13 protein-coding genes are annotated in these 15332 nt (G+C 41.9%); 12 read left to right on the top strand and 1 reads right to left on the bottom strand.

Features of this window, described 5'->3' with window-relative positions; genetic code table 11:
* Positions 1–11: 11 nt before the first annotated feature.
* The 12 genes from BVE84_RS05485 (at position 12) to BVE84_RS05435 (ending at position 13806) form a co-directional block, all read left to right on the top strand.
* Positions 12–494 (top strand): phage major tail protein, TP901-1 family, encoded by a 483-nt coding sequence (locus BVE84_RS05485; RefSeq protein WP_076996062.1) that lies wholly within the window; start codon positions 12–14, stop codon positions 492–494.
* Between the two features lie 49 nt (positions 495–543).
* Complete coding sequence (locus BVE84_RS05480) at positions 544–903, top strand: tail assembly chaperone (protein WP_076996061.1); 360 nt, start codon at positions 544–546, stop codon at positions 901–903.
* A 140-nt stretch (positions 904–1043) separates the two neighbouring features.
* On the top strand, positions 1044–1277 hold the full coding sequence (locus BVE84_RS05475; RefSeq protein ID WP_228062195.1) for a hypothetical protein: 234 nt from the start codon (positions 1044–1046) through the stop codon (positions 1275–1277).
* The gene (locus BVE84_RS05470) at positions 1277–5092 is read left to right on the top strand and encodes a phage tail family protein (RefSeq protein WP_076996060.1); all 3816 of its coding nucleotides are present in this window, start codon (positions 1277–1279) and stop codon (positions 5090–5092) included. The genes BVE84_RS05475 and BVE84_RS05470 overlap by 1 nt, the downstream gene beginning before the upstream one ends.
* Complete coding sequence (locus tag BVE84_RS05465) at positions 5085–6620, top strand: distal tail protein Dit (protein ID WP_076996059.1); 1536 nt, start codon at positions 5085–5087, stop codon at positions 6618–6620. Before BVE84_RS05470 ends, BVE84_RS05465 begins: the two co-directional genes overlap by 8 nt.
* Positions 6621–6623: 3 nt before the next feature.
* A complete protein-coding gene (locus tag BVE84_RS05460) occupies positions 6624–8834 on the top strand; it encodes a phage tail spike protein (protein WP_076996058.1) in 2211 nt (736 codons plus the stop codon).
* A gap of 15 nt (positions 8835–8849) precedes the next feature.
* Positions 8850–10841: a DUF859 domain-containing protein gene (locus BVE84_RS05455; RefSeq protein ID WP_076996057.1), complete on the top strand. Its 1992-nt coding sequence runs from the start codon at positions 8850–8852 to the stop codon at positions 10839–10841.
* A 63-nt stretch (positions 10842–10904) separates the two neighbouring features.
* Positions 10905–11171, top strand: coding sequence for a hypothetical protein (locus tag BVE84_RS05450; RefSeq protein ID WP_076996056.1), 267 nt, complete (start codon positions 10905–10907; stop codon positions 11169–11171).
* An 8-nt stretch (positions 11172–11179) separates the two neighbouring features.
* Entirely contained in the window at positions 11180–11638 is a 459-nt protein-coding gene (locus BVE84_RS05445) for a phage holin family protein (protein ID WP_076996055.1), read from the top strand.
* Between the two features lie 3 nt (positions 11639–11641).
* Positions 11642–11764 (top strand): hypothetical protein, encoded by a 123-nt coding sequence (locus tag BVE84_RS11250; protein WP_256765657.1) that lies wholly within the window; start codon positions 11642–11644, stop codon positions 11762–11764.
* A complete protein-coding gene (locus BVE84_RS05440) occupies positions 11748–12476 on the top strand; it encodes a PlySs2 family phage lysin (RefSeq protein WP_076996054.1) in 729 nt (242 codons plus the stop codon). Before BVE84_RS11250 ends, BVE84_RS05440 begins: the two co-directional genes overlap by 17 nt.
* A 127-nt stretch (positions 12477–12603) precedes the next feature.
* Positions 12604–13806: a hypothetical protein gene (locus BVE84_RS05435; protein ID WP_076996053.1), complete on the top strand. Its 1203-nt coding sequence runs from the start codon at positions 12604–12606 to the stop codon at positions 13804–13806.
* 522 nt (positions 13807–14328) lie between these two features.
* Here the strand turns inward: BVE84_RS05435 and metF are convergent.
* A complete protein-coding gene (gene metF / locus BVE84_RS05425; RefSeq protein ID WP_076996051.1) occupies positions 14329–15189 on the bottom strand; it encodes a methylenetetrahydrofolate reductase [NAD(P)H] in 861 nt (286 codons plus the stop codon).
* Positions 15190–15332 lie beyond the last annotated feature (143 nt).

Here is a 15332-nt window from a genome sequence, read left to right as displayed (position 1 = left end):
GAAATAGCAAAATGGCAAATTATGGTAAAGATAAAATTTTGATGTTCCGCAAATTAGGGGACAAAAAGGCGGCTGCAAAGCTGGCTCTACAGACAGAACATTCTTGGAATTACGAGCGTTCCAATGATGTTAAGAAGACCAAAGACGGTGCGGTTACATCTGACGGCGGTCTTGAAGTAACCTTGTCAATTGAAGCAGTAGCTAACCGTGACGAGTTGAACAAAATGCTCAAGCAATCCGTTGAACAAGGTTTCAAGCTGGAAGTTTGGGAAATTGACCTTGCAGGTACAAAACAAGGTGCTAAATACCCGGCATTGTATGCCCAAGGATCGCTTTCAAGCTGGGAAGTACCGTCTAACGTGGAAGATTTGGAAACAATCTCTACTGAGATGACAATTGATGGTAAGCCAGTTGAGGGCTATGCTACTTTGACAGCCGAACAAGAAGCAGCTATCCGATATGCATTTGCGGATACTACTGCAATCACAGGCTAATAGGGGATAGGTTCCCCTATTTTTATTACAAAAAAGGAGTAACAAATAGATGAAACAGATTGAAATTAACGGCAAAAAATATGACTTGTATTTTGGAATTGACTTTATTCGTGAAATGGACAAACGCTATGAAGTTTCTGGAAATGGAGTCAAGTTCGGAATGGGTATTCAGTCATCTGTTATCTACTTACAGGACTTCAACCCAGTTGTCATCGTAGATATTATCTTATCAGCAACTCATACACTGAAATCAATCCCAAGCGTTGCAGACATTGAAACATGGATTGAGGAGCAGGGGGACAATCTTGAGAAGGTTTTTGATGATTTTTTATCTGCCTTAAAGAATGCACCAATGACCAAGCTAAAAGTCACAAAAATGTTGGAAGCAATAGAGAAACAAGCCAAGTAAAAACAACGGTAGCCAGTGACTCTCAGGAAATCTATGAGGATATGTTGGCTACTATTTTTGGTTTGTTCGGTATCTCAGATTATGCTCAGGCTGGAAGAATGACACTTGTTGAGTACAGGTTGAGGAAACGTGGACACATAATGAAGCGGTTAGAAAGGGAGCGAGAAATCTACCTGCAAGCCTACTTGAACCGCATTGTCAAAGCAACCGATAAAAAAGGTAAGGAATATGTCTATAAGGAGTTCGAGGATTTCTATGACGAAATGAAGCGTAAGAATGCAGTTCTTGGGGATAACTTTGCTCCCCCGGTCAATAGCAATCTAATTGCCCTTGCCAAACGTATGCAAAACTACAACGAGAAAGGAGGATACTGATGTCAAGTTACACGATAGAAGTCATACTGAAAGCTAGTACGTCGCAATTTACAGCTGGCATGCGTCAAGCCATGGAGTCGGTGGAGAACTTCAAGAGTGCAACAACTTCACTCAACTCTATCGGAGATGCCTTTATGGGTGTAGGTAGTGCCTTAACTGCTGGAATTACTGCACCAGTAGCGGCAGGGGTTACTGCAATCATCAAGTCCTATGCGGACCTTGAACAAGCTGTCGGTGGTGTTGAAACTTTGTTCAAAGAGTCAGCAGCCTCAGTGATTGCTAACTCTGAAACTGCCTACACAAGGGCGGGTGTTTCTGGTGTGAAATACATGGAGCAGGTAACATCATTCTCGGCGACTCTTTTGCAAGGATTGGGTGGCGATACTGCAAAGGCTGCTGCTTATGGTGATAAGGCTATTGTCCAAATGGCAGATAACGCAAACAAGATGGGTACTGCCATAGGCGATATTCAAAACGCTTATCAAGGATTTGCCAAAGACAACTATACCATGCTGGACAACTTGAAACTTGGTTACGGTGGTACACAGTCAGAAATGGCACGTTTGGTCAATGAGTCTGGGGTATTAAATGGGGCATTTGAAGCAACAGCTGAGAATGTCAAAGATATTCCATTCCATACCTTGATTGAGGCCATAGGGATCACACAGGACAGGCTGGGAATTACTGGAACAACTGCCAAGGAAGCAAGTGAAACCGTGTCAGGGTCATTCCAGGCGATGGTTGCTGCCGGGCAGAACCTTGTAGCAGGTTTTGGTGCTGCTGACGCAGATGTCAAGACTTTGATGGAGAACTTGAAATCGACTGTTGAGATATTTGTCCAGAATATTAAGCGAGTATTGAAGAACATTTGGGATAATCTCCCGATGGCTGAGTGGCAGAAGTGGGTTCTGGCTATTGCAGTAGGATCTGGACCGGTATTGCTGGCAATTGGTGGAATTATCAAAGCTGTCAGCGGTATTGGCAGTGTCTTCAAGACAGTTGGAGCAGTCATGTCCAATCCTTTTGGTTTGGCAGTTGTTGCTATTGCGGCACTTGTGGCAGGCTTTATCTATGCTTACAATCATTCTGAGAGATTCAGAAACATGGTCAATTCAGCTGTTGAGTCTGTCAAGAACAAATTTAATGAACTGAAGACCATGGCGCAACCAGCTATTGATAGTATTGTGAACAGTCTGAAAAAATTAAATGTTGGAGCATTCGGACCGCTCATTGGCGGTGTCGGTGTTGCTATCTTGGCTTTGAAGAAGTTGAAAGGTTTTGAGTTCTCAAAACTATTCAAGTTCCCAGCTCTTCCAAATCCATTCGCTAAACTGACTGGACTTGCTAAGTCGACAGGTTCAGCGGTCAAAGGAGTCTTTTCTGGTCTTGGGAAGTCTATTTCAGCAGTTTTCAAGGGGATTGGCTCAGGGATTGCAACAGCTTTCCGTGGTATTGCTTCCTCAATCTCCATGTTAAATCCTGTTGGTGTGGCTTCATTTGCTTTAGGTATTGCAGCGGTCACCGCCGCCTTGATAGCCTTGAGTGCTGTTCAGGGTATGGTACTTCCATTTTTACAAGGCTTGTCTGATATTTTAGTTAATCTTGTTGGAGGCGTTCTCCAAGCCTTTGCAACTACGCTCATCACACTTCAACCAGTTATGCTCACTATTGCAACAGCCTTGTCAATGCTGTCACCTCTAATTGTGGCAGTAGGTCAGGCATTTGCTGCAGCTGCTCCATTCGTGACGGCACTTGGTGAGGTTGTGACTAACATTGTTTCGATAATTGCTGCAGCGTTACCGTCAATAATCACAGCAGTTTCTGGCTTAGTGACAGCTATTGCTGGAGGAGTTACCCAAATAATCACAGCAATCACTCCAATTGTTCAAATTATTTCTGATACATTTGTCCAAGTTGTCACAGTGATTACTAATGCTATTGTTTCGATTGTTGAAGCCTTAGCACCATTTATTCCGAATATTACTTCAATGTTTGAAACGATTGTCACGGTGATTACTAATGCTATTGTTTCGATTGTTGAAGCCTTAGCACCATTTATTCCGGATATTACTTCAATGTTTGAAACGATTGTCACGGTCGTCAGCCAAGCTATTGTCCAAATCGTGCAAGCTCTAGCTCCATTCATTCCAGAATTGACTGCGATGGTTCAAGCTGTTGCTCCAGTTCTTGAAGGGATTGTGAGTGCCTTTGATAATCTGATTAGTCAAATCAGCCCAATTATCGATTCAATCACCAATCTTTTTAAGACACTCGGCGAGCAAATCAGTAATATCCTTGATAGTGCTAAGGGTGTTATCGAGGGATTTGGTTCGTCTGTTCGTAATATCCTTGACGGAATTGCGGGTATTTTCGAAAGTATGGGAAATGCGGCCAAAAACTCAGGTCAAGGTGTTAAGTTGATGGCTCAAGGTATCAAAATGCTAGTTGATCTAAAACTAGGGGACTTAGTCGGAACCTTGGCGGCGGTTGCTACTGGTTTGACAGCTATTGCAAATTCGGGAATTGCATCAGCAGGACCAGGATTGCAACAAGCAGGAACTGGACTTAGACTAATTGCAACATCAGCACAAGTGGCAAGTGTGGCAATGCAAGCCTTACCTGCTGCCTTTAGTTCCCTGAGCTCAAGCGTTGGAACTTTACCAAGTGCAATGACCACAGCTGCCTCTGCTATGATGTCTTTTGCAAGTGCAGTCGTGACCTCTTTTGCAGGCTTGGCAGAGTCAACTGCTAGTATCTCTGCTTTGCAAGGTCGATTAACGGCACTGTCAGCCTCAATGATGATGGCACAAGCTGGAGCTGCTGCAATGTCAGCAGGGTTTTCAGCAGTATCTGCTGTTATCGGTGTCCTTGGTGACATACTTGGAACAGTACCAGCTGGATTTACAGCTATTACCACATCAGCAATGATGGCACGGACATCAATCATGCAACTAGCTACATCAGCTCCTATGGTTGCCTCAGGCTTCGCCAGCATTTCAAGTGCTGCAACATCAGCAATGACTCAGCTTAATTCTGCTGTACGTTCTGCCATGACACAAGCCGTGTCTACCATGCGTTCAAGCATGACACAGATGGTATCTGTTGTAAGGCAGTCAGCTAGTCAGATGACGCAAGCTGGCCAACAGGCAGGGCGTGGAGTATCTAACGGCGTGACAAACGGTATCCGTTCAGGTATAGGCTCAGCTACGGCTGCAATGTCTGCCATGGTAAACGCAATCCGTTCAACAGCAATGGCTGGAGCTGGAGCCATGCAAGGTGTAGGGGCTATGATTGGCCAAGGATTGGCTCAAGGTATGTATTCAGCACTTGGAGCAGTTACAGAGGCAGCTAATGCCTTAGTAGCGCAAGCCGAGAGGGCGGCACGAGCAAAGGCACAAATTCACTCGCCAGCGAGGCTATTCCGTGATCGGGTAGGTGTCTTCATTGGTCAAGGTGTGGCAGTTGGTATTGATAAGAGTCAGAAATTTGTTGACAGAGCGATGGCATCAATGTTTGATGGTATCGATGACTTCAATACTCAGGTTGGCGATTTAATGGCTGGTAATCTTGCTTATAGCTTTGACGTTGGGCGGCATTCTAGGTCTGTGGAGGTTACCTACCGCAGACAAGATGACGAACAGATGGGAGTTATTAGAGAAGCGCTAGCCACTATCAAGGATCTTGTTAGTCGTGATACGGTTCTTGAAATCGATAGCCGTGAGTTTGCCCGTGCGACAGGCCAATCACTTTCTGAGTATCAAAACGAGCAGCGACAACTACAAGATATGTTAAGGGGGGATAAAATAATTGTCTAGGTTTTCATACAAGGGCGTTGATTTATCGCCCTTTTTAACTATTTTAAGGATTGAGCGGACTGTCGGTAATGAAAGGCAGATACAGACCAACAATGCTCCCAAAATCGGCGTCAATCTCCAAGATGTCATGTTCGGAGCTAAGATCATTAAGGTTAAGGTCAGTCTGGCAACAAGGGCAATAACTCCAGAATTTGTTGATACGGTAGCTTACCCTACTATCGCTACTGAAAACATCAACAAGTTGCGGGAGCAAGTGTCAGGACTGTTGCATACGGACAGCGAGCAGAGATTAGAGCTTCCAGATGAACCTGATAGGTACTATATGGCTATCCCGAAAGGTGATATAAACCTAGAGGGAATTGCGGACTGGTACGATGAAACGACCATTGAGTTTTTTGTACCTGACGGGGTTGCGCACAGCACCACCTACCGCAAGTTCGACAACGGTGCGGTGTCGTCTGATAAGGTTACTTTTGATATAGTCAATAATGGCAACGTGCCGGCTTTTCCTATCGTTACAGTTAAGCATCATGCAGAAAATGGTTACATTGGCGTGGTGAATACGAGTGGAGCTTTGGAAATCGGAGATCGTGAAGAAGCTGATAAAGAAGTTGTCAGACAGTCAGAGTTACTCTTTGATTATCGAGATAGTAAAATTACAACTGGCTTAAGTGCGGCAACGCCGAACATTGCTATCCTAAACGATACATCACAGAATCTTAGGGGTGCTGTGAGAAGCGTAGACTGGCAAGGCCGCAAGCATTTGTTCCTACAAAGTCCCGGAGGAACTGCTGGAAACAATGCAGGGAGTTTGACGTGGGATATACCAGCTGACAGCTCAGGAGCTACTGGCTCTCTGAATGATTACATCTGGTGGAGGCAAGTCTTTTGGCTTGGTGCCGCTAACCAATACGGTTTTATTAAGTTAACCGTCTCTGATGAACAGGGACGGTTTTTGTACGGTGTAGAAACCTATAAAAGAGCCTATGGACTGGGCTGTGAGTATAATTTCTTTGTCGCTAATGGTAAGGGTGGATTTCATACTATCAAGCAGTGGACTTTTTTAGGAACACATGAAAATCATCATAACCCATTCAATGAACCGAGAGGCTGGTCAGATATAAAGCGGAATGATGATACAATAACCGTTTATTGGTGGGGTTCTTATAATACCTTCACTATTCCTGAAATCAAGGGTAGGAAGTCGGCTAAAGTCCATGTGGCATTTGGCGCTATAGGAAACAAGCCTTTGGTTACTCGTATGTATCTTGATGGTCTGATGTATCGTAAGGACTTTGTGGCTGTTACCAAAGATATTCCTAATCGTTATCCAATCGGGTCTAGCGTGGTGTTAAATAGCGAAAATGACACGGTGACTGTGGACGGTTTGGAGCGGATTGTAGATATTGTCCACGGCTCTACATTTCTTACTATCCCACCCGGGAAATCCACTCTTGAAGTATTTTCTTCTAGCTGGGTCAGGACAAAACCGACCGTCAAGATAGAATTTGAAGAGAGGTACTTATAGCGTATGTTATTGACCATCCATGATGCAAACTTGAGAAAGGTTGCTTTTATTGATAACGAGAAGCAGGCTACGTTGAACTATTTCAATGATACCTGGACCAGATACCTTGAAACAGGTTCAAGCACTTTTGATTTTACGGTATTTAAAAAGGCCATTATCTCAGATACAGGGCAAAAGAGAGCTTACAACTATCTGAATGAAAAAGCCTTTGTATCATTCCAGTACAAGGGGAAGACCTATCTACATATCATCCGAAAAGTGGAGGAGAATGAACAAGTTATCAAGTGTTACGGGATTAATCTCAACCTAGAGCTAATCAATGAGTATGCCAACCCGTATAAGTCACCAAGAGCAATGACCTTTAAAGAATATTGTGACGCTATGGGCTTGCTTAGCTTTACATTCTTAAAAATTGGCGTTAATGAGATTTCTACTAAGAAGATTTCAGCTGAATGGGAGGGGACAGATACTAAGCTGAACCGCTTACTTAGCCTAGCTAAGAAGTTCGGTGCAGAGATAGAATTTGACATCCACCTTAACGCTGATAGCTCCATCAAGTCCTTTGTGGTTAACGTCTATCATGAAAACGACGATACCCATCAGGGAGTAGGGCGAGTTAGTCCAACAATCCTCAAGTACGGTAAAAACTTGAAGACATTGACCAGAACTGTAGATAAAACCAACATCTACAACATGATTAGACCAACTGGACGAGATGACCAAGGAAACACGGTCACTATCTCGGGTTTGGGTGCATGGTTAGTCAAGAACGAAAAGGGAGAACGGGAATTTTATCAATCAGGGGAGGGGCTATACGCTCCTCTTTCAATGCAAATGTACCCAGCCGCCTTTACAAGTAGCACAATGGGGGACCAGTGGATTAGAAAGGATATGACAGTAGAAAGTTCCAATCCTGAGGTTATTCGCTCAACGGCTTATCGAGAGTTGAAGAAGAACTGCTATCCCGCTGTAACCTATGAGGCTGAGGGCTTTGCGGATTTGGATATAGGGGACACCGTGCAAGTCTACGATGATGGCTTTAGCCCTACGCTCTTGCTTGAAATGCGGGTGTCTGAGCAAGCCATTAGCTTTACCAATCCTAGCCAAAACAAGACGACTTTTTCAAATGCTAAAGCTCTTGAAAATCGTTTATCGAACGGTATCCAAGCTCGATTGGATCAAATGATAGAAGAGGCGAAGCCCTACACTATCCGAGTCTCCACAGATAATGGGACGGTGTTCAAGAATGGTCAAGGGCAGTCTGTCGTTACCGCAACATTGATGAAAGGCAACAAGGTAATGGATAGTGGCTGGCGTTGGGCAGTAAATGGAGATTTTAGAACAACAAGTCCGACTTACGTCGTGAAAGCCTCTGAATTTAGCCAAAAGCTAGTGTTAGAGGTATCTGCATGGGTCAATAACAAGGAAGTTGCGACAGATGAAATCACATTTGCAAACGTATCTGATGGTGAGCGTGGGCAATCTGGCCAAGATGCTCATGTTCATATTGCTTGGGCTGATAATGAGACAGGAACAGAGGGTTTTACACTCACTAACTCCACGGAAAAGTCGTATATGGGTATATATACAGATTTTGATGCAGTACATAGCACAGACCCGACAAGGTATAAATGGGTAAAAACAAAAGGCGCAAAAGGCGCATTAGATAATGAGCAATTAGCAAATATTCACGCTAAGATTGAGGCAAAATCAGATGCTAATCTAACTCAAGAGCAGATGAATATGCTGAATGAGCGTCTACAACTGATGGAAGTTGAAGCAAAAGCAAAAGCAACGATGGAAAATTTCAGTGAGTTAGAAAAGCGTTTTTTAGCTTTTGTAACATCAAATGCAGAAAGCGTGGCTAAGTCAGAAGAAGATTTGATAGCTATTGCAGAGCGTATTGATAAGATGGTACTAGATTTCGGTAGTATGAAAGAGATGAAAACCTTTATTGATACATATATGAGTAGCTCTGAGGAGGGAATGGCTATTGGTAAAAATGATGGTAGTTCTGTCATCAAAGTTAGTAATGACCGCATATCGATGTTCTCATCTGGTAAGGAAGTTATGTACGTTAGTCAAGGAGTGATTCACATTGACAATGGTATTTTTACCGCTTCTGTCCAGATTGGGCGATTTAGAACAGAAGAATATTACTACAATCCGGATATAAATGTTATTCGATATGTTGGTAATTTGGGCATAGTTTAGGAAAGGAGAGAAAAAATGGCTGAATTTTGGTCAAATAACGACAGAGGGTATCGCATTAGGTTATGGATTGACCAAGTGTCACAAAACTTTGCTAGTAACAGTAGTCAAGTTAGGGTGAGATTGTCTCTCTTGAACACAACGACTACTTTTTCAAGCTATAGTTGCTCTGCTTATGTTGATTTGAATGGCCAGCGGTTGAATTGGTCTGGCAGTCCATCTGTTTTATCTTACAATCAGACTGTCTGGCTGATAGACCAAGTTGTCACGATTGGACACAACGCAGATGGTACAAAGACGTTTGGTCTGTCTGCTAGCTTTAGTGGTAGTGGAGGATGGTCTCCTGGTACACTTTCAATCGGCAGTCATTCATTCATGTTGACGACAATTCCACGTTCTAGTTTCATAAGTGTCGGTGCTGGTGTTATTGGTAGTGCAGTTACCATCAACATCACCCGTCAAAGTTCCAGTTTTAAGCATACTATCCGCTATCATTGGGGCAATAAACAGGGGACGATAGCTAGTAATGTAGATACCTCTGCGACTTGGACAATTCCAAATGATTTTGCCAACGATATTCCAAACTCGACAAGTGGAACAGGGACAATCTACGTTGACACTTATTCGGGATTGACTAAAATAGGTACACAGTCAACGACGCTAACTGCTAGCGTGCCAGCAAGTATGAAACCTACATTTTCGGGAGTTACTTTCACAGATACAAATAGTGTTGTTAGAAATTTATTGGGTGGAAATAACTTTTTACAAATTATTTCAAATATCCAAACTACGTTTAACGGGGCTAGTGGTTCGTATGGTTCGAGAATTACTGGTTATTATGCAGAAATAGTCAATAAGAAAATGTCCATTTCTTCGAATGGTGGTGTGTTTGGCTCTATGAATTTCAATGGGTCAGCAACAATTCGTGCCAGTGTTACAGATAGTAGAGGAAGGCAGTCAGCAACTAAAGATATTACAATCAATGTTATTGAATACTTTCCTCCTGTGCTAAGTTTTACAGCAAATAGGACTAGGGAAAATCCTAGTATTGTTCAAATTATTAGAAATGCAAAAGTAGCTCCTTTAATGTTAGGAGGTTCTCAAAAGAATACGATGTCGTTATCATTTAAAGTTGCAATGACAAGGACGCAGAATTATGTTTCTGATACTGGGGCTAACGGATACTATAAAAGTACCCATGCACTAACTAACTCAGCAGCAAATATGGCAAATGCTTATGCGCCAAACAAATCTTTTGAAATAATTGGTATACTCGAGGATAAGTTTACAAGTACGACCTTTTCTGCGACTATTACAACAGAGAGTGTGGTGATGGGATATGATAAAGATGGTCGTGTCGGTATTGGAAAAATTCCCGAATTAGGTATACCTGGTTCTCTTGATGTTTCTGGGGAAATTTATGCAGATGGTAATCCTATTCAGTTGCATCAGATGACGTCAAAGGATGGGCGAGCGATTGTGACTAAAGCTAGTCCAGACAATATTTCATCAAATGGAATGTACTATCTAAGCGGTAGCCCAGACAGACCAACAGGAGTAAACGGATATTTGTTAGTTGAGGTTTTGGTGAATGACTGGGTTAAACAGACATATACTAGAGCGACCGATGGACTGACTTTGATAAGAGTGAAGAATGATGGCTCTTGGAAGCCTTGGCAATACGTTCTGACCTCTACAACTCCTGCCCCTACGAACCTTATCAATACTGGATGGATATATGCAAGTTATTCAGGTAGTTACTACAAACGAACTGGTGATATGTTAGCAGTTAAGTATTCCTTTAGTGGTAATGGCGGGAATATGAATATAGGTATTATTCCTTCTAGTATTTGGATACCACCACAAGATTATATGCTTGTTATTCCGCAGTGGTCATTGGATGGGTCAGCGAATACACACATCCAATTTAATGCTGGACAGGGCGTGATTAACGCGATTACGACCGCCAAGGGGGCAGTGTATCGTGGACAGATTTTAATTATGATTTAACGTAAAAAATCCCATATAATCTGGTAGATAATGAGTATATGACATAAGAAGGAGGTAGATATTATGTTGAAAGTCACAAAGACACGCCAAACAACGGCAGAATTTCATGTTATCGATGGTAAGGAGCGAAAACTTGTTAAAACCACGGTAATCAACACAGGCGCTGATGCAGTCTCAACTGTATTTGAAACGTTGCATGAGCCAGAGCTTTATGCTAAGAACCGAAGAGAAATGCGTAAACATGAGCAAGAGTTACGAGAGTTACGCTATAAAATTGAGGATGAGATTTTAGCTGAACTTGAGGCAGAGTCAATATCAGCATCAGACTAGGGGGATATATGTTGCAGGATTTACTTTTTAGGGATTTATTGATTCATTTGCGGGGACTAATGACTAGCCCCTATATCCATTTTTTCTTTTGGCTCATGCTTTTAGATATCGTTACGGGGTATATCAAAGCATTCAAGATGAAACGATTTGATAGCAAGACAGGGACGTTAGGATTGTTACGACATGCGTTGGTTTTCGTGGTTATTTTAATAGTAGCTATGTACGCCCGTGCGTTGGGGGTACGCACCATTGGTATCGCCTGGTGTATGTTCTTTATTTTCAACTATCTTGGTTCTGTTATTGAAAATTGGGAGGCGATAGGTATTGGTTTCCCTGATTTCTTACGACCATACATTAACCAAATGAAAAAAGAAAATACAAAAATTGTACAGACACTGATTGATAGTCGTACAAAATTACCAGATTCAGCTATCCAGTCTGACGATAAATATGAGCAAAGGAGGTAGAGCATGAAAGCGATGAAGCGAATACTTGTAATGATGATTCTATTACCTGCGGGCTATATCGCTTTTGTGCTTAGCCCGTTTTTAGAAATAATCGAGGAGGAAAAAAACAATGACAACAGTAAATGAAGCCTTAAATAATGTCAGAGCCTTAGTTGGTTCTGGTCAGTCTATCGGAAATGGTGAATGTTACGCTCTTGCCAGCTACTATGAGCGAATGATTAGTCCAGACGCGACAGTCGGATTAGGTGCTGGTATTGGTTGGGTTAGTGGTGCCGTAGGAGACACAATCGCAGCTCACAATATTGGTACATCTTATAATTGGTCGGCTAATGGCTGGAGTGTCTCTACTAGTGGGCCATTTAAGGCTGGACAAATTGTCACATTGAGAGGAGGTACTTATGGTCACGTAGTCATCATTGAGGCAGTCAATGGAGACCAACTTGTAGTAATCGAGCAGAATTACGGTGGCAAACGTTATCCAGTACGCAACTACTATAGTGCGTCAGCGTATGCCCGCGATGTTGCTCATTACATCACGCCTCCAGGTGCAGTGTCAAATCCAACACCAGCAGCAAGTGGAGCTAAGAAATACACGGAGCATGGCACAATGACTGTCACAGTAGATGCTATCAATGTTCGACGTGCGCCGAATACATCAGGTCAAGTAGTGGCTCAGTACACTAAAGGACAATCTTTCGAGTATGATACAGTTATCATTGATGTAAATGGATTTGTTTGGGTATCGTATATCGGCGGTAGCGGAAAGCGCAACTATGTCGCTACAGGTGCGACAAAAAATGGAGAACGTTTCGGTTCTGCTTGGGGAACTTTTAAATAATAACACAGCTGCACCCGCTCAGAGAAATCTGGGCGGGATTTTTTTGTTTTTATTGAATATATCGCTTGCATAAAGTTTGTACTTATATTATTCTGATTACAGATGATATACGAAATGGAGGAAGTATATGACAGCAGAAATCGCTATATTAAACAAACATGGTGTAGCTCTAGCAGCAGATAGTGCAGTTACTATTACTAATGGTAATGCTTCTAAAACATATAATGCAGCTAATAAGCTATTCTCTTTTGGTAGTGCTCATGATATAGGTTTCATGATTTATGGAGATGCTGATTACATGGGAATTCCTTGGGAGATAATTTTTAAAGAGTATAGGAGAGTAAATAAGCAAACCGTTTTTAAAACGATTGAGGATTGTGCGAATCAATTTATTGATTTTGTAAAACAACCCAAATTCAATAATCCTGAAATTGCTAAAGAACAGATACAGGCAATGATGTATCGAGCTTTAGTGACCCTTACGGAATATGCTGGTGAAGATATTAATGCTATTCAAGCACAAAGCGACAATCACGAGATTGATGACGGACAGATTGTAGATATTATAAAAGAAAAAATTGAATCAATGCGCAGAGAATGTATTGATAGGCGCTTTTTTAAATGCGATATCGAACCTGAAACTTTTTTGGGAGACTTCCAAGGCTTTTGCATTGACATACTGACTAAACATTTTAAGTTGCCATTTGAAGAATTTTTAAATGACTTTTTGACATTTATGTATGAGTTGGTTATATATAGAAATATGTTTGAAAGTATATCCGGAATTGTAATTTGTGGATATGGCGAGGATGAATTATTCCCTTCGTTAGTTTCTTATGAACTTAGTTTTTCGTATAATGAAAGGTTGAAATTAATAAAAAAAGAAGAAGTAGAGATATCTTCAGTTGGATGCACGGCTTCTATTATCCCTTTTGCACAATCTGATATGATTTTAACTATCCTAAAGGGAATGGATCCAGCTATGGAACTAGCGGTTAGCGACAAAATTAGAGAAAGTTCGTTGACCTCAGAAGAGAAAGATAGTATAATTAACTCAATAGCCGATACCCAAAAAGAAAATTTTATCGACCCTATACTAAATATAGTAGGTATGTTGTCCATTGACGAGTTGGCTAATATGGCGGCTACACTAGTTAATTTAACGTCATTCAAGCGTCACTACACCGATTCCCTTGAAACGGTGGGCGGACCGGTAGATGTTCTGGTTGTGACTAGAGGAGACGGTCCTATATGGATAAACAGAAAAGAGTATTTTGATATCAATAAAAATATTGATTATCAATTAAGAAAGAAGAGGTGTAGATTATGATGATGTATGCAAATACTTTTTTTACGATAGAACGTGATGTGAACAAAAGTGAAAAAAAGCCCGCTTTACAGAAGTCTCAACCTGCGACTACTATAAAAGACACTTACACAAGTATAACAAGGGATGACGTAGAATTAGAAATTTTAAACTTTGATAAACTTATTGTGAACACGGTGAGATAACAAATAGGTTGGTTACACTGTACCCAATCCTAAAATTTTTCATAATCTCCTGCACCAGCTGTAACGCTGGTGTTTTTTGCGTTATATTTGCTGATGTTTTAGAGGAGCTTTTTGGGGTGTTGATGGCTATTAACTTTTCGCCCAAAATTCACCCAAAAAAATTATAAAATGAGATAAAATAACATAAAAAGAAAGACGATAAACGCAGTAAAATCAGTTTATCGTCTTATTATGGTTTAGTCTAAAAACACTTGTATTGTTCTTTGGTAATCATATTCCTATTGTAACGCAAAACGTCCTCTCTATCAAGAAAATAGAGAGGACGAGGGAATAGGAGGGGCTAGACAGCTGAGTGCTTGAATAAGGAATAGGTAGCATGGTGGATGTAGTTAGCGACCTGTGGGTTATTCATTGTGTAGAGGTGGATTCCTGCCACATCTTGGGTTACTAAGTCGACAATTTGGTCAACAGCATAGGCTAGACCTGCAGCTCGCAAGGATTCGGGATCATGTTCGTACTTATCTAAGATGGCTCGGAATTTTCGTGGCAAGCGGATATTCTCACAGGTATTCAGTAAGCGCAGTGCTTGATTGCGGTTGATAATGGGCATAATCCCTGCCAGTATCGGAACCTCGATACCAGCTAGCAGGCATTTTTCCTGAAAATCATAAAAGACTTCATTATCGAAAAAAAGCTGAGTGACGAGGCTTGAACACCCCGCATCTACCTTGGTTTTGAGATGCTTGATGTCGGAGACCTGATTGGGCGAATCAGGGTGGCTTTCAGGATAACACGCGCCGATAATATCAAAATGCGGCGCCTCATCTTTTATAAAGGAAATAAGGTCTGTCGCATAGTGGAAGTCTTCTCGAGGAGTGATATTCGGAATTCTGTCACCACGTAACGCCAAGATGTTGTGAACCCCAATCTGGTCGAGGGCTACTAGGATATTTGTCACCTCTTCCTTGGTCAGATAAATGGCAGGCAGGTGGGCAATGGAGGGAATCCCCAAGTCATTGTGGATATAATCTGCCAGACGAACCGTAGTATCTTCAAGGTTGTATTTATTATTGCTCGCAGTCACGCTGATGAAGTGAGGAGCTAAGTCTTGCATGTGACGGAGCGCCGATAGAATTTTCTCATTGCCTGCAGCGGGATTGGGTGGAAATATTTCAAATGAAAGACTAGGGGTATGTGCCATTGCTTCCTCCTTCTAAGTAATACTCTTAAAAATCAACAGGATACCTTGTCAATCTCCTATTTTTCAGTCGCTTTTTACACGCCCTTTGTATCTTATGTAACTGAGTTCAGCCTAAAACCTCGGAAAAAAGATAGGCATCTGTT

Source organism: Streptococcus azizii (assembly GCF_001984715.1).
In the GTDB taxonomy this organism is placed as follows: domain Bacteria; phylum Bacillota; class Bacilli; order Lactobacillales; family Streptococcaceae; genus Streptococcus; species Streptococcus azizii.
The sequence above is the reverse complement of the archived record's forward strand: the minus strand, read 5'-3'. Positions and strand labels throughout refer to the sequence as shown.

What these genes read in the sequence shown, in the direction of transcription:
- BVE84_RS05455 (WP_076996057.1), top strand. Translation starts at nt 8,850, where the DNA reads ATGGCTGAATTTTGGTCAAATAACGACAGAGGGTATCGCATTAGGTTA.
- BVE84_RS05475 (WP_228062195.1), top strand. Translation starts at nt 1,044, where the DNA reads ATGAAGCGGTTAGAAAGGGAGCGAGAAATCTACCTGCAAGCCTACTTG.
- BVE84_RS05470 (WP_076996060.1), top strand. Translation starts at nt 1,277, where the DNA reads ATGTCAAGTTACACGATAGAAGTCATACTGAAAGCTAGTACGTCGCAA.
- BVE84_RS05450 (WP_076996056.1), top strand. Translation starts at nt 10,905, where the DNA reads ATGTTGAAAGTCACAAAGACACGCCAAACAACGGCAGAATTTCATGTT.
- BVE84_RS05440 (WP_076996054.1), top strand. Translation starts at nt 11,748, where the DNA reads ATGACAACAGTAAATGAAGCCTTAAATAATGTCAGAGCCTTAGTTGGT.
- BVE84_RS11250 (WP_256765657.1), top strand. Translation starts at nt 11,642, where the DNA reads ATGAAAGCGATGAAGCGAATACTTGTAATGATGATTCTATTACCTGCG.
- BVE84_RS05435 (WP_076996053.1), top strand. Translation starts at nt 12,604, where the DNA reads ATGACAGCAGAAATCGCTATATTAAACAAACATGGTGTAGCTCTAGCA.
- BVE84_RS05480 (WP_076996061.1), top strand. Translation starts at nt 544, where the DNA reads ATGAAACAGATTGAAATTAACGGCAAAAAATATGACTTGTATTTTGGA.
- BVE84_RS05445 (WP_076996055.1), top strand. Translation starts at nt 11,180, where the DNA reads ATGTTGCAGGATTTACTTTTTAGGGATTTATTGATTCATTTGCGGGGA.
- BVE84_RS05485 (WP_076996062.1), top strand. Translation starts at nt 12, where the DNA reads ATGGCAAATTATGGTAAAGATAAAATTTTGATGTTCCGCAAATTAGGG.
- metF (WP_076996051.1), bottom strand. Translation starts at nt 15,189, where the DNA reads ATGGCACATACCCCTAGTCTTTCATTTGAAATATTTCCACCCAATCCC.
- BVE84_RS05460 (WP_076996058.1), top strand. Translation starts at nt 6,624, where the DNA reads ATGTTATTGACCATCCATGATGCAAACTTGAGAAAGGTTGCTTTTATT.